Source organism: Absiella sp. AM29-15 (assembly GCF_003434225.1).
Classification (GTDB): Bacteria; Bacillota_I; Bacilli_A; order Erysipelotrichales; family Erysipelotrichaceae; genus Hoskinsella; species Hoskinsella hominis.
The window spans coordinates 128,920-148,863 of sequence record NZ_QVFL01000010.1 but is presented as its reverse complement, the minus strand read 5'-3'; the positions used below and the strand labels follow the sequence as shown (position 1 = coordinate 148,863).

Sequence of the window (19,944 nt, the reverse complement as noted above, 5' to 3'; positions counted from 1 at the left end):
TTTTTAGGATTTTTACTTTTTTTTACGTATATATACTTGTAGGAGGATTACTGAAATGTTTTCTTTGAAGAGAGCGTATGTACTTTATCTTTAGGGTTTTTATGGTGAATCATTTCTTCATAGTCTGTTTGACCAGCATTTGTATCACGTTGATCAAGACACTTCCCGCTATCTTAAGAGAAGTATGCAGATTATATGAATGTAAGCTGAAGTACAAAAAGAAAAAGAAGTAATTAGTTTTTGGGAAGAATGATGAGCTCCTTTTGTACATAAAGAACTCTCATTGATTCAGTCCAACTACAAGATTGAAAAGGAGAAGCATGCAGGCTTCTCCTTTTCTCATGTTTTCTTTGTTTGCGTATGCATTACTGATACATGTCTATTATAACAGCTTTTTTATGGTTTACAATAGGTATTTATAACTTTTTTTAGTTTCTATACACTCTGTCATATATTCTAATCATTCATCTTCATTTTTATACGATTGCGCATTTCTTTTGAACATGTAATACGCACAACTTCATTACTTTCACAAGTATATATTTTATGTTCTTTCAATCCATCGATCACCTTATGAAATAAATCTAATAAATCTTCACGATGATTATAATTTTGATAAGAATGCAAATCAGATTCCCTGACATATAAGCGATTATCTGATACTTCAGTCAAAACAGCTTCGCTTGTTTCTACTTTTACTTTATCTTTCATAGACTCATCGATAATGATATCATAGCGAATAAATCCATCTTCCAATGTGATATTTAAATCTTTATCACTCACATTAAATGTATTCGTTGTGGTGTAATATTCCGGGTTATATAAGTCACAGCCATTTACTTCTTTATAATCTTTGATTTCAAAGAAAATCATCGTAAATCCGATGGCGATACTGGTCATTCCGATAATAAAGGTAATTAAGAAATGTTTCATTATCTTCTTCCCCCTCTCCATAACAGCTGATATAACGCACTCAGGAAAGATGAGGTTAAAATCAATCCGCCAATAACGATAAAGTACGCTCCAAAAATCGTAACACCTTGAATACTTACCACAACCATTGCGCCTAATGCACAACATAATCCAACAATAACACAGATAAATGGTATCATGATCAATAAGAAGAAAATTCTTAAAAATGTTCTAATAATGCCTACACTATGACGATCATCATAATACGTATCGTAATTTCTTTCTCTACGATATGGCTGTTCATTTACATCTTCATATACATCTTCATCTACTTCTTCCTCTTGCGTATAAGGATCATCATCTTCGCTCATTGTTGCTTTTTTTTTACGATAGGAATCCTGATAGCTGCAATCATCTTTTTCATCATAGATACTTGAATTTCTTTGACGATAGGTATTTTTACCATTTGCGAAATCATGCATTGTATCTTTAAAGTCGTCGAATACTGTAGAATCATTTCTACGTGATTTATAACGATTGATACGTTTTTTACATAAATCATAAAGTGCCAGCACAAAGATAACAACATATGCTAAGGAAATCATGAATTTCCATAAACCAGCCAACACATGTCCAATGCCGAAGCCTACAAGATTTCTCAACAGGCTTGCGCCTAATGATGACGCAATTTCAAATGGGATTCTCAAAATAAACAAGAAAATTAATATCATCAAAAATTCAAATATTAATTTAATGACATCATCCGCATCTAAAGATGTAAAACTTGAAACAAAGCGTTTAAATCCATCAAACAACTCATCCATGAAATTATTAAATTTACGATCGAAATCATGATGGTGTACACGATCGGTATTGATTTTATATGCATCCAGAATGTCATCCACCAATTCATCAATGTCACCAAAATCTTCAATTGCCTCCTCTTCTGTTTTACCCTCTTTCATCTTCATTTCAATATGCGTGCGGTATTCATCAATGATATCGCGGCGTTCACGTTCATTAATGACCTGTAGTTTTTTATCTAACAGGTTTAAGAATTCATCTTTCTTCATGCAGATCACTCTCCTTTATGAAATTATTCACAGTTTCATGAAATTCATTCCATTCTCCTAACAGTTCTTTCATTCTCTCTTTACCTGAATACGTAATACGATAGTACTTTCGTGGTGGTCCTTCGCTTGATTCTACTAGATACGTTTCAAAATAGTGTTCATTTGTTAATCGCTTCAGTAATGGATAAATGGTGCCTTCATTGACATTCACGACTTTACTTACTTCTGATACCAATTCATAGCCATACATATCTTTCTTATATACAGAAAGCAGTACGATCATTTCTAATACTCCCTTTTTGAATTGTGTATTCACTGGCTCCACCTCCACTATTATAATAATCCCAGTACCTTGTATTGTCAAGTACTAAAATAAATATAGTACCAATAGAATTATAATAGTCAAAAAAAGAAACCCGAATCGGATTTCTTAATCAAGCATTGCATATCAATTGACAAGCCTTAGTACACATACCAACAACTGTAAGATAAGTTATATAAAACACATTGAATCAACATGATAAACTACGATTGTTTAGCTAATTCTTCTAAAGTCTTTCGATGATCACTTTCAATCGGCACATAATCCTCTATATGTTGACATGGATTTACATTCCACACAATGGGAAACCTTTTTTGCCATGCCACACTTTCACATTGGACAATCCACACACATCTTTTCATTTATTCCTATCATAGAATGACAACCCCAGCACATCATATCATTTTTTCAAATTTACAGGTTTCTGTCGAATAGTCCCTTGCTAACTGTTCTTTCAGTTCCTCATTTCCTGTTTGAGTTACAATATATACAGGGCATTCTGAACATATTAACCCACAATATGCAATTATTTTTTTTATGTCCTTCCCTCCAAAATCAAATTTACCAAGTATGCCTTTTCTGCCTAAGATGTAAAAAAACTTGACTTCATTGTAGTAAAAAACAATGTACATTTCTTTGTCTGTTCCACCTATCCAGAGAGGAATTTTAGGTAAAGTATGACAACCAGATGTAGAAATATAGCCTTGTCACACATCCACTCACGAAATCGATAACTTTCCGTTTATAAATCGCATCAATAAGCAAACATAATAACTGATAAAATGTATTTTTAACATAATCGTTTCTCTTTTTTCATACACCATAAAGGTCCAGCGAACAAGGTAGCTAATCCCAATATGATCATAGGAAACATAAATGTATCCGGTTGTTTATAGGAAGCTAGAACCAGAATGGATGAAATAATGGAAAGTATGATAATACCAATGATACAGGAAGCTTCTTTTTTTAATTTCAATAACATCGTGACTCCCATAATATAGGCAAAAAGCATGATCATCGCAATGGCAATAATGCGTTTGATATCAATCGAAGATGTTCCCTGTGTAATAACCATCTGTGTTACCTCTTGTTCAACATCTGATTGTAGTAGATTAAATACAAATACGATAACACCTATCAAACATATATACATAAAAAATACACCCGTTAGAAATATAATTCCGGACAGAAAAATATTCAATACATAAAACCTTTTTGATACTGGAAATAACTTTAATGATTCATGATTTCGTATGATGGAATCTAAATACATGAAAAACATCAGTAAGCTGAACAAGATACCAACAAAGCCTAACATAGAAGGTAAAAACAACAACAGGATCCAGCCACTTTGAAAGATTCCCCGAAGCTGACAACGAAACAAAGATTTTTGAAAGGCAATGATCTTATGCATGCTTTATACCTCCTCTTTTTTCTATTTGATAAGTTATCCATGGAATACAGATGATAGATATTCCTGCGACGATGATTGCGAAGACATAAACAATCTCATTTTCAAAATGATGAAAGAAAAAATACATACTGATGAAAGAAACAACCATAGCTATAATAACGTACATTTTAGATTCATGATAAATATGGTCCAGGAAAGCTAAACATAAATGTAAGATAACCATGACTGCGAAAAGACCAGTAGTACGATATATTGTTAGACTTGAATCATAGCTGAATATTGATGATAACAATTTAGAAATATCTGCATGAAACAGAAATAAGACAAAATAAATCAATAACGCACCGGCAGCTGCATATATGAAGCATTTCCATAAAGAATATAATCCAGTTGCATAATAATAGTAACAATCCTGCTTTTTTGAACAAGGCAATAGCGTTATAACCTGTTTGTTTTTACTATATCTTTCAGACTGTATGTTAGAGATAAACATCGTGATCAGAAACATGTTTATAGGTGAAAATACAAACATCATCATTAAGCTCAATAAATAAACTATATATCTTGTAATCTTTGTATCCGTAACTTGCAAAGCGGCATAAATTTTTTGATAAGCCATAAAATTTTTCATCATTGCCACCTACTTTTGTTCACAACAATAATACATTATTGTTTCTAAATCAGCTCTTTGATAACGATATCCTTCTAATTGACACTCATCCAAAACATGGCATAGTGCCTGATATTCATCACCTAGTTTCCTTACATGAATAATGATTTCTTTAGGAAGTTTTGTTAGTTCTTCTTTAGACGCAAATACTTCAAAATAGCCATCCTGTAAATGAACCATATCATCTTTTAAAACGATATTTCCATGATCGATCAGTGTAACATAATCTGCGATTTTTTCTAAATCACTTAACAGGTGTGAACTGATCAAAATAGAGTGTGTTTCATCAATCATGAATTCACTTAATAATTCAATGATTTCTCTTCTTGTAATGGGATCAAGATTTGCCATTGGCTCATCTAAAATCAATAATACCGGTTTACGACAGATTGCCAGATATAATTGTAAAAGTTTATTTTGACCAAGTGATAATTGTGATAATTTACTTTTTAAAGTGATATCACTTTTTTCACACAGAGATTCAAATTGCTGTTCATCAAATTCTGAATAAAAATCACAATAGATCTTTCGTAATGTCTTTACTTTCGTATTGAGCGAAAAATCAAAATCAGTTCCTACATATGCAATATCACGGCATACTTCTTCATGATCCTTCTCTAAAGAACGTCCATGAAATAATACGATACCTTTTCGATCCAATAAGTTTAAAACGGATTTGATAAAGGTTGTTTTTCCTGCACCATTTCTTCCAATTAATCCCATCACACTGCCCTGTGGGATATCTAAAGTAATATTATTTAACGTGAAATTATGTAATTCCACCTGTAAGTCTTCTACATGTAATGCATCCATCATTCTTCCTCCTTGCATTCTTCTATTAAGGCAAGCATGCGTGTTTCACTAATGGCATGTTCCTTACAAAATCTACGCAGCTCTTTTATTTGCTCCTTAAGCTGTTGTTCATACAATTTTATTACTTCCTCTTGATTGATTTCTTTCACAAAACAGCCTTTCCCCTGTCGATTGAATATCAACCCTTCTTTTTCCAATTCTTCATATGCCCGTTTTACGGTAATTACGCCGACTTTACACTGAGAAGCCAGCACACGAATCGAGGGCAACATACTTCCAGGTTCTATTTCGCCTTTTAATATAGCTTCTTTAATCTGTTCACGAATTTGTTCATAAATTGGCAATGAAGAGTAATTGGATATCAATATTTTCATGTTGTCACCACTCTTTCTACTGTGATTATACAATAGATACAGTTGTTATGCAATAGATACAGTAAAAAAAAGAAGCACTTATTTATTTGTGCTTCCAAATCCACCATTACGTTTTTCACTCACTTCATCATCCTCGCAGATACCAAAAGGCAGGAAAATACCCTGTACCAATGCTTCATTTGCTTCTATTTGAAGTGTTTTTCCTTCCTTGCTATCATTGGTCAGTTTCACAAAAATATGCCCTTCATTATCAGAATAAAAATAATCTTCATCAATGATGCCAACCGTATTATTAAACTGTAAACGATATTTAAAGCCTAAAGAACTTCTTGGAAATAACTGTAGTACCCATCCTTCACACATTTGTGCTCGTATACCAGTCGGAAGTTTGATGGTTTCCTGTGGTTTCAATGTAAAGGAAATAGGTGAATAAAAATCATATCCAGCACTTCCCTTTGTAGCTCTTTTGGGTAATTGAATCCCATCATAAATGGTTTTTATTTCATGCTCATCAAAGATACCTTTACAATCTTTTTCAAATTGTTCATAACTCACTTTATAAAATTTTGCGATTTTTTGCATTCTAAACTCCTTACTTTTTACTTTTATTAATTGCTATTTTCTAATGTTTCTATGTTTTTTGTTTTATCTGTATACACAAGTCCATTCATACGAATATTTCGTAAAATTAGAATTGTCTTTTGGAAGCTTCAGCATATCTCACCATCCTTATGTGTTTTATTATATCATAAATATAGCTAAGAAATCAGGCAACTCACATGTTTAGGAAAGCTGATAATTGTTATATTTAATAAAATAAAACCGTACCTTAAAAACGATACGGTTTAAAACATATGTAAAGATGTTACTATTTTAAATCTTCTCCATTGGTTTTAATCACTTTTTGATACCAGTAGAAGGAATCTTTTTTATAACGTTTTAAATCTTTGATATCTTCATCATCACGATTGACATATATGAAACCATAACGTTTTGCAAATCCTTGATGTGTGGAAATCAAATCTATCGCAGACCATGGGCAATAACCAAACAGTTTGACACCATCACTGATTGCAAGCTGCATTTGTTCAATGTGCTGACGTAAATAATTGATACGATAGTCATCGTGGATACTGCCATCTTCCTCTAATTGATCATAAGCTCCTAAGCCGTTTTCTGTGATAATGATGGGCAAACGATAACGGGAATATACTTCACGAAGGGTATTTCTAAATCCAACAGGATCAATCTGCCAGCCAAAGTCCGTATGTGGCAAATATGGATTATCCACACCTTTATATACACCAGCTTCTCCTACAGCAACCTGTTGATCTCCTGTAGTTTCACTGCTGGATTCATCTTTATCACATGCAGATACTGCCTGTGTACAATAATAGTTAAATGCAATGAAATCAGGTTTTCCTTCTTTCATGATCTCCATATCGCCTGCTTTAATTTCAGGCAGGATATCTTTTTCACGCATATAACTCCATACTGTCGCATTGTATTCTCCATATACTGCCATATCTAAATACAACCAGTTTCTAATTGCAGAGAACGTATCAGCTGCTAAAATATCTTCCGGTTTACAACTGCTTGGATAAATCGCTGAAATATTTGGTGCTGGACCTATTTTTGCATTTGGGCACATTTCATGACACAGTTTCATTGCTTTTGCTTGTGCCAGCAACATGTGATGATTATCCTGCATCAGCTGTTTTTGTGTTGTTGTGCCAGTACCAATTGCTGCGCCATGTAAAATCATCATATTTTGTTCATTGATCGTTAACCAGTATTTTACACGATCCCCATAGTTTTCAAACATCAGTTTACTAAACTCCACAAAGGCATCGATTGTTTCCGGATTACTCCAGCCGCCTTTTTTATCTAATGCTGCTGGTAAATCAAAGTGATACATTGTCACAAATGGTTCAATGCCATTGGCAATACATGTATCAATCACGTTGTTATAGAAATCAATTCCCTTTTGATTTACTTCGCCAGTCCCATTTGGCAGTAAACGTGTCCATGCGATAGAGAAACGAAATGTTTTTAATCCCATTTCTGCCATCATTTCAATATCTTCTTTATAATGATGATAAAAGTCACTTGCGACTTTGAAATCCGCTGTGCCAGGAATCACCTCTTTGACATCCTGTACACTGCATCCTTTTCCATCTTCTAATGCTGCCCCTTCTACCTGATAGGCGCTTGTACTTGCTCCCCATAAAAAATCTTTTGGGAATGAAACTAATTTAGAATATTCCATCTGCTTCACCATAACCTTTCCTTTTTCTTACAGTGATTATTTTACCATGCTTCTTTTCTTTATGGTTTTCACAGATATGAAACTTTCGTACATTTTGTCTGTCATATACAAAAAGGGCAAACTTTGCCCTTTTCTTATCGTTCTTCACCATTGCTTTCTATAACTTTTTTATACCAGTAGAAAGAGTCTTTTTTCTTTCTTTCCATGGTACCTGTGCCATCATCATGTTTGTCTACATAGATGAAGCCATAACGCTTACGCATTTCTCCTGTACCTGCAGATACCAAATCAATACATCCCCAAGTTGTATAGCCAATTAAATCCACACCATTACAAATCGCTTTATCCATTGCCTGGATGTGTTCACGATAGTAATCTAAACGATATGGGTCATGAATACTTCCATCTTCTTCTACTTCATCAAATGCACCCAAGCCATTTTCTACGACCATCATTGGGATTTCATAGCGATCATATACCATTTCCAGATAATATTGTAGACCAGTTGGATCAAATGCCCATCCCCAGTCAGAATATTTCAGATATTCATTACGCGCACCAGCTGTAAAGTTGCCGCTTACCTGATCTTTTACTTGATGGGTCGTCACAAGGGATGACATATAATAAGAGAAGGTATACATATCCACAACACCTTCTTTTAAATCCTGAAGATCCTGTTTTGTGATATCCAGTTCCACATGGTGTTCTTTCCATAAACGTTTTGCGTAGGTTGGATATTTACCAAAACACTGCACATCGCCACAATAGAAGATATTCTTTTCCCAATTATGACGATTTAAAAGGATATCTGCTGGATCACATGTTGCTGGATAGAATGTGATACCACAAATCATACACCCGATTTTATTCTCAGGGTCAATGTCATGTCCGATTTTTACTGCACGTGCACTTGCGACAAACTGATAATGTAACTGCTGGTAAGCTTTCTGATATTGTGTATCATCACCTTTATTTCCAAACAGATCCAGCATCATTACCGTATTATTGATTTCATTGAAAGTCAGCCAGTATTTTACTAGCCCTTTGTATTCATTGAAGCATGTCTTTGCGAAACGTTCATAGAAGGTGATCAATTGACGATTGTTCCATCCACCATAGTGTTCTTCCAAATAAAGTGGTGTATCAAAATGCCAGATAGTCACTAATGGTTCTATGTTATATTTTTTCAGCTCCAAAAAAACGTTGCGATAAAATTCTACCCCTTTTGGATTTGGAGTTTCTTCATCCCCGTTTGGATATAAACGACTCCATGAAATAGACATACGGAATACTTTAAATCCCATTTCCGCAAATAAAGCGATATCTTCTTTATAATGATGATAGAAATCAATACCATCATGATTTGGGTATAAATAATCATCTAATACTGCATAGTGTGCACCTTCTGGCAATTCAAAATTACGATCAGCCACTGCATGTCCATTTCCATCTTTATCCACATAAGTGATTTTTCTTGGTTCTTTTACAGAGCCGCCGGTTGTGACATCAGTTTTAGCAGGTCCTCTGCCATCTACATTCCATGCTCCTTCACATTGGTTGGCTGCTGTAGCGCCTCCCCATAAAAAGCCTTTTGGAAAACTCATAATCTATATCCTCCTGATTTTCTTATTATAATTCTTCTCCGTTACTTTCGATTACTTTTTTATACCATGCAAAAGATTTCTTCTTTTTACGTGAGTAATCTCCAGTACCATCATCATATTTTTCTACATAGATAAAGCCATAGCGTTTTGCCATTTCTCCTGTGGATGCACTGACCAAATCGATACAGCCCCATGGTGTATAACCCATTAAATCCACGCCATCTTCTACTGCTTCTTTCATCTGTTCAATGTGCTGACGCAGGTAGTCGATACGATAATCATCCTGAATGCTTCCATCAGCTTCTTTTTTATCATAAGCACCTAGACCATTTTCTACAACCATCAAAGGGATCTGATAACGATCATAGATTTCGTTTAAAGAATAACGCAATCCTTTTGGATCAATCTGCCATCCCCAGTCGCTGGCTTTCAGATATGGATTATTCGCACCACCTAATAAGTTGCCATCGCCATTTTCTTTACTTTCATCTGCACTGTGACATACAGACATGTAATAAGAGAAGCTGTAGAAATCAACACAACCTTCTTTCAAAATTGTTTTATCTTCTGGTTCCATATTGATTTCGATATCATTTTCCTTAAAGAAACGTTTCATATAAGATGGATAATATCCTCTTACCTGTACATCTCCACAGAACCAGTTCATGATGTGATTTTTTTGTTGGGTCAATACTACATCATCCGGGTTACATGTTAATGGATAGCTTGTCGCAAAGATCTGCATACATCCAATTTTATAGTTTTCATCAATTTCGTGTGCCATCTTTACAGCCAGTGCACTTGCGACAAATTGATGATGTAAGGCTTGGAAACGCTGTTTGGGATTATCTACCTGATGCATAAAATCTGTTGTGCCTTCATTTAAGATTCCCTGTGATAAGAATGCGCCAAAATTACCAGTTGCGCCATTGATTTCATTAAATGTCAGCCAGTATTTTACTTTTCCTTTGTAACGTGTAAATATCGTTTTACAGTATTTTGTGAAGATATCGATCATTTCTCTGCTTGCCCAGCCATTATATTTCTGTGTTAATGCGAATGGCACTTCATAGTGAGAAATCGTGATCAATGGTTCTATGTTATATTTTAAACATTCATCAATGACATTGTCATAAAACTGTAAACCTTTTTCATTTGGTGTTTCTTCTTCTCCGGTAGGAAAGATTCTTGTCCATGCGATAGAAAAACGGAATACTTTAAACCCCATTTCTGCGAATAAGGCGATATCTTCTTTATAATGGTGATAGAAGTCAATTGCTTCATGACTTGGATAGAAGGTTCCTTCTTCTAAAACAGGTGTAATTCTTTTTGCCTGTTTATAGCTTCCTCCTGTACAAATATCTGCGCATGAAATACCTTTTCCATCTACATTCCATGCTCCTTCACATTGGTTGGCGGCAGTTGCACCACCCCATAAAAAATCTTTTTTAAATGGCATATGTTGCCCTCCTTTTTCTTCATTTATTATGGTAACACATATCTTTTTATATGATTTTTCAAAGATATGAAACTTTCATACATTCATCTTTATTTGAAGAAAGGAAAGAAACTTATGTCCTTTCCTTTCGTTTATTTTATAGTAATACCGTGATCAATGGATCGTTCGCTTTTACGCTTGCTTCTTGTGTTTCTACGATATCTAAATAATCATTGGTATTGGTAATAATGATAGGTGTATCTACACAATAGCCTTCTTTTTCAATAGCAGCTTTATCAAATGAAACAAGCAGCTGGCCTTTTGTCACTTTATCGCCCTGTTTTACATGTGCTTCAAAGTGTTTGCCTTCTAATTGTACGGTATCTAAACCAATGTGAATCAATACTTCACATCCATTGTCACTAACTAGTCCAATCGCATGTTTGGTTGGGAACAATGTCATAATTGTGCCATCAAATGGCGCAACAACTTTGCCGTTTGCTGGTTCAATGGCGATACCTTTTCCTAAAGCACCACCTGCGAAAGCAGCATCTTTTACTTCAGATAAAGGTTTCACTTTTCCTTCGATTGGTGAAACGATAACTTCTTTTGATACTTTTACTGGATTTTTTGTTTCTACAGTCACAGGCTTCATGTCTTCTGATTTATCTTTCCAGAAGAAGAATGTCAATACAAAACCAATGATCATAGAAACAGCGATACATGCAAAGCTTGCGTACATACCACTGGCATCCCCTGTTGGTGAGATGTAGTTTACAACACCAAAGATACCTAAACCACCCATGGTATAACCTTTACCATTTAATAATGCGAATAATGCACCACCAGCACTACCACCGATCATTGAGAATATAAATGGTGTTTTTTCAGGTAAAGAGAAACCATAGATTGCAGGTTCTGTTACACCACATACACCGGATACGATAGCAGGAATTGCAAGTGCTTTTTTCTTTGCATCACGTAATTTAAAGAACATAGCAGCAATTACAGCAGTCTGTGCAAATGAGCATCCAAAGCTTCCTACTAAGATTGTATCAAATCCTGCCGTTGTCATATTGATCATAGCGATTGGAATCAATGCCCAGTGTAATCCAAAGATAACAAGTGCCTGCCAGAAGAAACCAACCACAGCACCTGTTAATACTGGAGAGAATGCATATAGATTAGAGAATCCACTTGATAATAAGTTTGTAGCTAATGAAACAATTGGTCCAATGATTAAGAAACCAACTGGTAAGCTGATCAGCAATACAAATAAAGGAACAAAGAATCCTTGTAGTATTTCAGGAATGAATTTCTTGCCAAGTTTCTGTAAGTAACCAGCAAAAGCAACAACAACCAATACTGGCACAACAGAAGATGTATAGTTACCTGCAACAAATGGAATACCAATAAAAGTTGTAAAGTAATCTCCTAACAGTGGTAAAGAACCAAGTGCTTCTCCAGCTGCAGCCAATGCATCTTTTTGAATCGTTGGATAACATAATGCAGCACCAATGACCATACCTGTGATTGGGTTTAATTTAAATTTCTTCGCTGCAGTATATCCTAATAATACTGGCATGAAATAGAATACGGCATCACCAATGGCATTTAATACCATATAAGTACCACTTGTACTATAGCTTGCGCCCATCAGGAATACTAGTAATGCGTTTAACCCTTTGACAATACCAGCAGCACACATTGGGCCTAAGATTGGCTGGAAACATCCACTGATGATATCAATCAGTTTATTGAATACTCCTTTTGGTGCATCTTCTTCAGATGCAGGAGCATCTCCTCCAATACCAGCAACTTCACATACATCTGCGTATACATTTGGTACGTGATTTCCAATAACAACCTGATACTGACCTGCAGAATGCATAACTGTTACGACACCATCCATATTTTTCAAAATGTCATCATTTGCTTTTGATTCATCCTTCAGTTTAAAACGTAAGCGTGTGATACAGTGTGTTAATCCATTGATATTTTCTTTTCCTCCGACATTCTTAATGATGTCCTTTGCTAATTGTTCATATTTTCCCATGTTTATGTCCTCCATTTCTTTTCGTTTTCATTCGAAACATGAAGGTTTGGCCAACTTAATGTCACCATCCAGTTACATATGAAATATTTGAATATTGCTTGTCGTTTGCTCCTTATACTTGTAAAATGTCCCTCCTTTTCTTTTTGATCTATAGCCAATCAGTTGATCTGATGAACTACCCACAGTTCTTATTTGTGACTCTTGCGATATGAATGGTCAGATACAGCATTTCTTCATCACTTAGAAGATAGTCATACTGTTCTACCAAGAACTTTTTGATAACTTTGACACATTCATAAGCATTTTTATATTTCATTTTGATGATATCCAATAAATCATCTTCACTTTCTTCCTGATAGGTTTTCTTTGTCACAAGACGCTGTGCAAAGAATTTCAGGTGTGTTACAAAGCGATAATAATATACAGAATCTTCATCATATTCCATGTTGAAGTAATATTTTACGATATTGGATAATTCCTGCATCACTTTCGTGATGGTGTACATATCTTCTACTTTATCAGGATTTTCTTCCATCTGTGCATTCACAAAGTGTAAGGCAATAAATCCTGCTTCATCTTCTGGCAGTATAATTTTTGTACGCTGCGCAATCATTTCTACCGCTTTTTGACCGATGTAAAATTCATCTTTATAAAATCGTTTAATATCCCATAGCAATGCATTTTTTACAACGATACCTTCACTGAAGCGCTTTACGGACATGAAGATATGATCTGCTAAAGAGATATAAATGGAATCATTGATTTTCTTTCCAATATGTGTTTTTGCATAGGTGATAATATCTTCCACCAACAAAATATATTCTAGTGGTATATTTGCGACTATCTCTTGAAATTTATTGTTTGTATCAGGGTTGCTCATTGTGAACACCTTGTCAATCTGGGCTGGATCGATTTCATCTCCACACTTTTTCTTAAAGGCAAGACCTCTTCCCATAACAACCTGTTCTTTTTCCTGTTCATCTAACACAACGACAACATTGTTATTTAAAATCTTATGTATTTGCATGGTCTGACCCCTTTCTGAACACATAAAAAACCTATCTACATCAACCACTATCACATACATTCTGCATATTCTATTGGCTCTTGTGTAAATAGGTTTAGCTTGTACTTAAACAATCACTATCCATCGATTACGGTAATATCATACAGGATGGTTTTTGTTTTGTCAACGCTTTCAGCTAAATTTTTTTTAATTTTTTTATGCCCATTTTAGTAATATCTTTTTTCTACACGGGTACCAAATGGCATCAAAGCCAGCGTGGCATATTTGAAATGCTGCAGACCAAATGGTATGCCAATGATCGTGATACATAAAGCAGCACCAGTGATCACTTCTGCGATAGCAAGCCATATTCCACTGATCAACAGCCATAAAATATTCATTAAAAAGCTGATTGCCCCCATGGAAGAAGGCACTATCTGCTTTTTAAATGGCCATAATAATAAACCGGCAATTTTAAAGCATTGCACCCCTATTGGCAGCCCAATAATGGTAATGGACCATAAACAGCCGGCAATAAACCAGCCAAAAGCCATTTCCAGACCACCAAATATTACCCATAATATATTTCCAATTGTTGACACAACATCACTCCTATTCTATATTCCATGCTCTTTGTGTATATTCTTGTTCATATTGACTATTGTATAATTCATAATAATAGCCATGTAATGCTAATAATTCCTTATGTGTTCCCTGCTCCATGATTTTTCCATGGCGCATAACCAGAATTTGATCAGCATCTACGATTGTACTTAAACGATGTGCTACGACAAAGCTGGTACGATCATGCAGCAGAGTTTTCATCGCATGCTGGATGGCTTTTTCACTTTCTGTATCGATGGAACTGGTTGCTTCATCAAGGATAACGATACTAGGATCGACAATCAATGCTCTCGCAAAGGAAATCAACTGTTTTTGTCCGGTAGATAAACGATCTCCACCTTCTCCTACATTGGTATCATAGCCCTGTGGTAATGCCATAATGAATTCATGTGCCTGAATCGCTTTGGCAACATGAATGACTTCTTCCAGTGTTGCCTCTGGTTTTCCATAACGGATATTATCTAAAATACTGCCACTGAACAGATTTGGCGATTGTAAAACATAGCCGATATTAGAATGCAGCCAGCCAACACTCCGCTTTTGAATATCTTTTCCATCCATTATAATTTTACCACTCTTTGGTTCATAGAAACGACATAACAGATTCACAATGGTGCTTTTGCCTGAGCCTGTTTCACCCACTAGTGCAATCATCTGTCCCTTTTTTACTTCCAGACAGAAATCCGTTAATACCATTTCTTTCTCATTATAGTAAAAATCCACATGGTCGAATGCCACATCGCCATATAATGGCTCATAGTTTTCTTTTTTAGGTTGTAACAGTGTACCGTACTGCTTGATCACATCTTCTCGATCAACGATATCCACTTCTTCTTCCAATAAAGAAACCACACGTTCTGCACTGGCACTTGCCATTTGTATTTCTGCTAAGATACGTGCAATCTGTTTCAATGGATCAAAGAATAAATTAGCATAATTGATAAACATAGCAAGGGTACCAAACTGTATGGTTTTCATTAATACCTGATTGCCACCGATAAATAATAAAGAGGCAATCGCAATCGCAGATAACAGATATACGATTGGCTGAAAGATTGCATTAAAGCGTACTGCTCGTATAGAGTAGTGCTGCATATCTTTTGTTTTTTCTTGGAATTCTTCAAAGTTTTCTTTTTCAATACCTAGTGTTTTGGTCGTGACTGCCCCATTGATTCCTTCCGCAAATGCTGCTGTAATCTTACTGTTTGCTTTACGGCTTTTTCGTTGTGCAGATAAGATTCTTCTTTGGAAAAATAAAGACACAAACCACAGAACTGGTACGATAATTAAAATACACAGCGCCATTTTCCAATTGATGAAGAGCATAACGATACTGATACCGATCATGACAATGATGCCCCATACAAGATCGACCATGCTCCATGCTAAGATTTCCGCAAGTCTTGCCGTATCAGAAGTAATTCTTGCCATCAGCCAGCCATTGGCTGTACGATCGAAATACGCATACGTGAGCACTTGAAGCTTCTCAAAGCATTTCTTTCTTAGATTCTTGCCAAAATCACTTTCAATACGTGCGGCTAAGCGAAAGAAGCCATATACAAGAATACATTGTGTCATGATCAGTATAGCATAACATATCGCAAATACTGGCAAAGAATCCGCTTTTGTCTGTTCTACTACATATGTATCAATCGCAAATCGATTAAACAGGGGTAAAATGATATCGGTGAAAGCCAAAAAAACATTTAAAATCAAATTCCATATCACAATTTTTTTATGTTCCCATAACAGGAGCAATACTTTTTTCCAGACGGATACATCATAAATATCACTCTCAAATTCCTGTTCTTCCATCCTGTATCCCCCCTTCCTGTTGAATATGGTAAATTCTTTGGTATAAACCTTCCTGATGCAATAATTCTTCATGTGTACCAATTTGAGAAATACAGCCATCCTGTAAGACAATGATCATATCTGCTTTACTCGCAGATGATATACGATGGGTAATCATCAACATGGTCATATCATGGTCTAAAGATGATAAGGCATGTTGAATCATCTGGTCAGTTTTGGTATCTAATGCACTTAAAGAATCATCAAAGATGATAATTGGGCTTTTAGAAAGCAATGTTCTTGCGATAGCAACACGCTGTTTCTGTCCACCTGATAATGTAACACCTTTTTCTCCAACTGCTGTATCATAGCCTTTGTCAAATGACAGGATGGTATCATGAATACTGGCCATTTGAGCTACTTGTTCGATATCTGTTTTCTGGGCGTGGATATCCGCAAGATGGATATTCTCATAAATCGTTTTTGAGAAAAGAAAAGGTTCCTGTAAAACAATCTGGACATGTTTTCTTAACCATTGTTTTGCGATATCACGTAGTTCTACGCCATCGATTTGAATACTGCCTGATGGATAATCATAAATACCGGTCAATAGATGCACCAGTGAGCTTTTGCCACTGCCTGTTGGTCCCATAATCGCAACCTTTGTGCCGGCTGGTATATGAAAGCTGATATCCTTCAACACCATTCTTGGATCATCCGCATATCGGAAATTGACATGATCAAATACGATATCGCCCTTGATTTCAGGACATAATCCTTTTTCCAGTTCTTCACATGGCTCTTCTAATACTTCCTTGATACGTTTGATGGATACACTGACCTTTCCCATATCGGCTAAGATTCTTCCAAGCTGTCTAATCGGCCAGATAATCATAGACTCATACATTAGAAATATAAAGAATGTTCCAGTCGTAAGCTCTCCTTCAAGTGCCATATAGACACCGGATATCATCATGATCAAATATTGACACAAACCTAAAAAATCCGTACCACTCCAAAAGATTCCTAAAGCATGCATCAAGTCAAAATACTTCTTGCGGTATGCTTCATTAAATGTTTCAAATTTTTCTATTTCTTTTTCTTCCTGATGAAAAGCTTTTACAACACGCATCGCATTTAAGTTTTCCTGTAAGACACTTGTCATACTGCTTTCTGCCAAATCACATTCCAAAAAGATTTTTTTTGCTTTGCGAAAGAAAATAAAGGATGCCAACATGATAAATGGTAGTAAACAAATCGAAATAATCGTTAGTTTTACATTTCTTGAAAACAAGATACTAATAGCGATTGCCACAATCATGACTGCATAGATCATTTCTGATAACTGTGTTGCTAAAAATCTTCGTATCGTTTCAATATCGGATGTACTTCTTTGAATCAAATCGCCACTGTCTTTTTGTTTATGGTAATGAAAGCTCAGCTTTTGTAAATGGTCATACATATGATTTCTTACATGTAATGCAAAACTTTCAGAAAAGTATCCTCCATTCATGCTTCGCTTATAAATAGCAATGCCAATACATACATAACAAAATAAAATCATCAGACTGCCTATCCATAAGTGTTCTTGCAGATAGCTGATTCCACCCATAGCATCTACAATCTGTTGTAAAAATGCATTTTCAAATGGTATCCCGGATATGATATTATCCTGCATATAAGAAATAATCAATGGCGCTACAAGTGTAAAGAATGCATAAATACCAACATGGAAAATAATCATAACGCCTTTTCTTTGGTATGGCTTTGCGTACTCCCATATAAATTTTATATTTTTCATCTACTCCCTCCTTCTTGATACAAAAAAATAGGCAATAAGTGCCTATCGTTAACGTTTTATCTGTTGTATGCTAATTGACCTTGATGTCATGTTCAGCAGCATAAGCCAATAATGCCTTAGATATTTGATCTGGACATGATGTTGGTTTTATACCGCAGCGTACCCCTTCAAACGCAGAAATAACTTCACTTATTTTTTTATCTGTAATAATTCTGGATATCCCCAAAAGATTGCCTGCACATCCGCCAACGATTTTTACGCTGCGAATAATGTCGCCTTCCATTTCAAAACGCATTTCCTGTGAACAAACTCCTTTTGGTCTATATACAAATGTTTCCATTGTTTATCCTCCTTTTATACTTTCCCTATGAATTCTTTTCAAAACCTGTGATGCGATAAATGCAATCAATAATCCTGTAGGTATACCTGCCAGTATCAATAAAGGCAGTATCGCCTGCATAAAGAATTGTGCATAAATAAAGGTAACCGCAATTACCTGTCCGATTGCATGAAACACACTTCCAGCCACACTCACACCAAAGATGCTCATCGGACTTTTTTTATAAGCGATAATACATGCAAGACTGCTTAAGATTACACCACATAAGCTTAACCAAAAACCAGTGCCAAACAATACTCCACGAAGAAGTGAGGCAAATACAACTCGCATAAGATTAACTTCCAGCATGACGCGTGCACCATATAGATACAACGCAATTAATCCTACAATATTTGCTAGTCCCAGTTTAAAACCAGGAATCGGTACAGGAACAGGAATCATCGATTCTACCATATGAAACACGATCGACAACGCAATCAGCATGGTTATGGTTGTCATACGTTTTGTATCATTTCTCATTGTATCACCGTATCCACATCATCACTTGATGTATCACTTGTTTCTATGACCACAACAATATTGTTTGGCAGACAGACGATTGGCATATTCGCATCCGATACCCAACCCTGAACAGAACACAAATGATAAGGACTGTTTTCCTTTTCTACACGTACCTTTTCATCTTTTACTTCGATATGCACAGGACCAAGACTTCCCTGTACCTCATAGTCTTTATCCACTTTCATATCAATACGAAGTACTTCTTCATTTTTATAGCTGACAACAGCTGTTTTTGCTTTCCCTTTGTTTTGATAAGCATTCCACAATGAAGGGATATATAATAAGCATACAACGATCAATACGATTCCAATAAATATTTTATCTGCTTTATTCATATAGCCTCCATTACTGTTCTATTATACCTGTAAAGCAACGCATTTTCAACAAAAAAACAAATCTTGCGATTTGTTTTACTTGGCATTTTTCTCTGCTTCTTTTACTGCTTTTAAAAATCCATCAATGCGTATCGTACAACCGCTTGTGACATCGTTATTTTCCGCTTTGCCTTCTTTGTTTAATTTAATACTGTCAACACCCTTTTTCTCAATATACTTTTCAAGAAAATCAATTTGTTCATACCATTCTTTCCCAATTTTACTTGCCTGTTTCATTTGATAATCATTTCCTAATGCTTTTTTACTCTTATCCTTGCCCTGCGCAGTTTCATCAATTTCTACTTCTTCAAGATCACCATTTTTCAATTTGACTTTTGCGGTTGTCACTTCGCCTTTATCATTGGTATAGGTTGCTTTGCCTTCTTTGATATCTGCTTTGGAATTGCTGCTGCATCCCGCAAACATCAAGGCACATAATGTTAAACATATTACTTTTTTCATATCATAGACCTCCATACCCCTAGTATGGTTCTATAAA

The 19,944-nt window shown here is 35.4% G+C and carries 22 protein-coding genes; all 22 read right to left on the bottom strand.

Annotation, left to right across the window (positions count from 1 at the left end):
• Window positions 1-456: 456 nt before the first annotated feature.
• The 22 genes from DW761_RS11680 to DW761_RS11580 all read right to left on the bottom strand — a co-directional run bounded on the left by DW761_RS11680 (window position 457) and on the right by DW761_RS11580 (window position 19,907).
• Window positions 457-933, bottom strand: coding sequence for a hypothetical protein (locus DW761_RS11680; protein ID WP_117518261.1), 477 nt, complete (start codon window positions 931-933; stop codon window positions 457-459).
• A complete protein-coding gene (locus DW761_RS11675) occupies window positions 933-1,985 on the bottom strand; it encodes a DUF1700 domain-containing protein (protein ID WP_117518260.1) in 1,053 nt (350 codons plus the stop codon). Before DW761_RS11675 ends, DW761_RS11680 begins: the two co-directional genes overlap by 1 nt.
• Window positions 1,972-2,301 carry a PadR family transcriptional regulator gene (locus tag DW761_RS11670; protein ID WP_117518259.1) on the bottom strand — a complete coding sequence of 110 codons (330 nt, stop codon included), beginning with the start codon at window positions 2,299-2,301 and terminating at the stop codon, window positions 1,972-1,974. The genes DW761_RS11675 and DW761_RS11670 overlap by 14 nt, the downstream gene beginning before the upstream one ends.
• A 209-nt stretch (window positions 2,302-2,510) precedes the next feature.
• A complete protein-coding gene (locus DW761_RS21440) occupies window positions 2,511-2,669 on the bottom strand; it encodes a hypothetical protein (protein ID WP_233513090.1) in 159 nt (52 codons plus the stop codon).
• A 33-nt stretch (window positions 2,670-2,702) separates the two neighbouring features.
• Window positions 2,703-2,939 carry a DUF3795 domain-containing protein gene (locus DW761_RS11665; protein ID WP_117518258.1) on the bottom strand — a complete coding sequence of 79 codons (237 nt, stop codon included), beginning with the start codon at window positions 2,937-2,939 and terminating at the stop codon, window positions 2,703-2,705.
• Between the two features lie 158 nt (window positions 2,940-3,097).
• The gene (locus DW761_RS11660) at window positions 3,098-3,721 is read right to left on the bottom strand and encodes a hypothetical protein (protein WP_117452328.1); all 624 of its coding nucleotides are present in this window, start codon (window positions 3,719-3,721) and stop codon (window positions 3,098-3,100) included.
• Entirely contained in the window at window positions 3,714-4,352 is a 639-nt protein-coding gene (locus DW761_RS11655) for a hypothetical protein (protein ID WP_117518257.1), read from the bottom strand. Before DW761_RS11655 ends, DW761_RS11660 begins: the two co-directional genes overlap by 8 nt.
• 9 nt (window positions 4,353-4,361) lie before the next feature.
• Window positions 4,362-5,207, bottom strand: a complete 846-nt coding sequence (locus DW761_RS11650) for an ATP-binding cassette domain-containing protein (RefSeq protein WP_158553801.1) — start codon at window positions 5,205-5,207, stop codon at window positions 4,362-4,364.
• Complete coding sequence (locus DW761_RS11645) at window positions 5,204-5,578, bottom strand: GntR family transcriptional regulator (RefSeq protein ID WP_117518255.1); 375 nt, start codon at window positions 5,576-5,578, stop codon at window positions 5,204-5,206. Before DW761_RS11645 ends, DW761_RS11650 begins: the two co-directional genes overlap by 4 nt.
• Window positions 5,579-5,656: 78 nt before the next feature.
• Window positions 5,657-6,160 carry a deoxyuridine 5'-triphosphate nucleotidohydrolase gene (locus DW761_RS11640; protein ID WP_117518254.1) on the bottom strand — a complete coding sequence of 168 codons (504 nt, stop codon included), beginning with the start codon at window positions 6,158-6,160 and terminating at the stop codon, window positions 5,657-5,659.
• A gap of 286 nt (window positions 6,161-6,446) precedes the next feature.
• On the bottom strand, window positions 6,447-7,847 hold the full coding sequence (locus tag DW761_RS11635) for a glycoside hydrolase family 1 protein (RefSeq protein WP_117518253.1): 1,401 nt from the start codon (window positions 7,845-7,847) through the stop codon (window positions 6,447-6,449).
• 134 nt (window positions 7,848-7,981) lie between these two features.
• On the bottom strand, window positions 7,982-9,451 hold the full coding sequence (locus tag DW761_RS11630; protein ID WP_117518252.1) for a family 1 glycosylhydrolase: 1,470 nt from the start codon (window positions 9,449-9,451) through the stop codon (window positions 7,982-7,984).
• A 25-nt stretch (window positions 9,452-9,476) separates the two neighbouring features.
• Window positions 9,477-10,910, bottom strand: coding sequence for a glycoside hydrolase family 1 protein (locus tag DW761_RS11625; protein ID WP_117518251.1), 1,434 nt, complete (start codon window positions 10,908-10,910; stop codon window positions 9,477-9,479).
• A gap of 136 nt (window positions 10,911-11,046) precedes the next feature.
• Complete coding sequence (locus DW761_RS11620) at window positions 11,047-12,945, bottom strand: beta-glucoside-specific PTS transporter subunit IIABC (protein WP_117518250.1); 1,899 nt, start codon at window positions 12,943-12,945, stop codon at window positions 11,047-11,049.
• Window positions 12,946-13,120: 175 nt separating this feature from the next.
• A complete protein-coding gene (licT, locus tag DW761_RS11615; protein WP_233513089.1) occupies window positions 13,121-13,996 on the bottom strand; it encodes a BglG family transcription antiterminator LicT in 876 nt (291 codons plus the stop codon).
• A 182-nt stretch (window positions 13,997-14,178) separates the two neighbouring features.
• Window positions 14,179-14,553 carry a YccF domain-containing protein gene (locus tag DW761_RS11610; protein WP_117518248.1) on the bottom strand — a complete coding sequence of 125 codons (375 nt, stop codon included), beginning with the start codon at window positions 14,551-14,553 and terminating at the stop codon, window positions 14,179-14,181.
• A gap of 10 nt (window positions 14,554-14,563) precedes the next feature.
• Entirely contained in the window at window positions 14,564-16,390 is a 1,827-nt protein-coding gene (locus DW761_RS11605; RefSeq protein ID WP_117518247.1) for an ABC transporter ATP-binding protein, read from the bottom strand.
• Window positions 16,371-18,170 carry an ABC transporter ATP-binding protein gene (locus DW761_RS11600; protein WP_117518246.1) on the bottom strand — a complete coding sequence of 600 codons (1,800 nt, stop codon included), beginning with the start codon at window positions 18,168-18,170 and terminating at the stop codon, window positions 16,371-16,373. Before DW761_RS11600 ends, DW761_RS11605 begins: the two co-directional genes overlap by 20 nt.
• Window positions 18,171-18,240: 70 nt before the next feature.
• Window positions 18,241-18,510, bottom strand: coding sequence for a TIGR03905 family TSCPD domain-containing protein (locus tag DW761_RS11595; RefSeq protein WP_117518245.1), 270 nt, complete (start codon window positions 18,508-18,510; stop codon window positions 18,241-18,243).
• A gap of 3 nt (window positions 18,511-18,513) precedes the next feature.
• On the bottom strand, window positions 18,514-19,029 hold the full coding sequence (locus DW761_RS11590) for a Gx transporter family protein (RefSeq protein WP_117452352.1): 516 nt from the start codon (window positions 19,027-19,029) through the stop codon (window positions 18,514-18,516).
• Entirely contained in the window at window positions 19,026-19,406 is a 381-nt protein-coding gene (locus DW761_RS11585; RefSeq protein ID WP_117518244.1) for a NusG domain II-containing protein, read from the bottom strand. Before DW761_RS11585 ends, DW761_RS11590 begins: the two co-directional genes overlap by 4 nt.
• Before the next feature lie 75 nt (window positions 19,407-19,481).
• Window positions 19,482-19,907: an FMN-binding protein gene (locus DW761_RS11580; RefSeq protein ID WP_117452354.1), complete on the bottom strand. Its 426-nt coding sequence runs from the start codon at window positions 19,905-19,907 to the stop codon at window positions 19,482-19,484.
• Window positions 19,908-19,944: the final 37 nt, after the last annotated feature.

What these genes read in the sequence shown, in the direction of transcription:
- DW761_RS11680 (WP_117518261.1), bottom strand. Translation starts at nt 933, where the DNA reads ATGAAACATTTCTTAATTACCTTTATTATCGGAATGACCAGTATCGCC.
- DW761_RS11675 (WP_117518260.1), bottom strand. Translation starts at nt 1,985, where the DNA reads ATGAAGAAAGATGAATTCTTAAACCTGTTAGATAAAAAACTACAGGTC.
- DW761_RS21440 (WP_233513090.1), bottom strand. Translation starts at nt 2,669, where the DNA reads ATGAAAAGATGTGTGTGGATTGTCCAATGTGAAAGTGTGGCATGGCAA.
- DW761_RS11665 (WP_117518258.1), bottom strand. Translation starts at nt 2,939, where the DNA reads ATGTACATTGTTTTTTACTACAATGAAGTCAAGTTTTTTTACATCTTA.
- DW761_RS11660 (WP_117452328.1), bottom strand. Translation starts at nt 3,721, where the DNA reads ATGCATAAGATCATTGCCTTTCAAAAATCTTTGTTTCGTTGTCAGCTT.
- DW761_RS11655 (WP_117518257.1), bottom strand. Translation starts at nt 4,352, where the DNA reads ATGAAAAATTTTATGGCTTATCAAAAAATTTATGCCGCTTTGCAAGTT.
- DW761_RS11650 (WP_158553801.1), bottom strand. Translation starts at nt 5,207, where the DNA reads ATGATGGATGCATTACATGTAGAAGACTTACAGGTGGAATTACATAAT.
- DW761_RS11645 (WP_117518255.1), bottom strand. Translation starts at nt 5,578, where the DNA reads ATGAAAATATTGATATCCAATTACTCTTCATTGCCAATTTATGAACAA.
- DW761_RS11640 (WP_117518254.1), bottom strand. Translation starts at nt 6,160, where the DNA reads ATGCAAAAAATCGCAAAATTTTATAAAGTGAGTTATGAACAATTTGAA.
- DW761_RS11635 (WP_117518253.1), bottom strand. Translation starts at nt 7,847, where the DNA reads ATGGAATATTCTAAATTAGTTTCATTCCCAAAAGATTTTTTATGGGGA.
- DW761_RS11630 (WP_117518252.1), bottom strand. Translation starts at nt 9,451, where the DNA reads ATGAGTTTTCCAAAAGGCTTTTTATGGGGAGGCGCTACAGCAGCCAAC.
- DW761_RS11625 (WP_117518251.1), bottom strand. Translation starts at nt 10,910, where the DNA reads ATGCCATTTAAAAAAGATTTTTTATGGGGTGGTGCAACTGCCGCCAAC.
- DW761_RS11620 (WP_117518250.1), bottom strand. Translation starts at nt 12,945, where the DNA reads ATGGGAAAATATGAACAATTAGCAAAGGACATCATTAAGAATGTCGGA.
- licT (WP_233513089.1), bottom strand. Translation starts at nt 13,996, where the DNA reads ATGTGTTCAGAAAGGGGTCAGACCATGCAAATACATAAGATTTTAAAT.
- DW761_RS11605 (WP_117518247.1), bottom strand. Translation starts at nt 16,390, where the DNA reads ATGGAAGAACAGGAATTTGAGAGTGATATTTATGATGTATCCGTCTGG.
- DW761_RS11600 (WP_117518246.1), bottom strand. Translation starts at nt 18,170, where the DNA reads ATGAAAAATATAAAATTTATATGGGAGTACGCAAAGCCATACCAAAGA.
- DW761_RS11595 (WP_117518245.1), bottom strand. Translation starts at nt 18,510, where the DNA reads ATGGAAACATTTGTATATAGACCAAAAGGAGTTTGTTCACAGGAAATG.
- DW761_RS11590 (WP_117452352.1), bottom strand. Translation starts at nt 19,029, where the DNA reads ATGAGAAATGATACAAAACGTATGACAACCATAACCATGCTGATTGCG.
- DW761_RS11585 (WP_117518244.1), bottom strand. Translation starts at nt 19,406, where the DNA reads ATGAATAAAGCAGATAAAATATTTATTGGAATCGTATTGATCGTTGTA.
- DW761_RS11580 (WP_117452354.1), bottom strand. Translation starts at nt 19,907, where the DNA reads ATGAAAAAAGTAATATGTTTAACATTATGTGCCTTGATGTTTGCGGGA.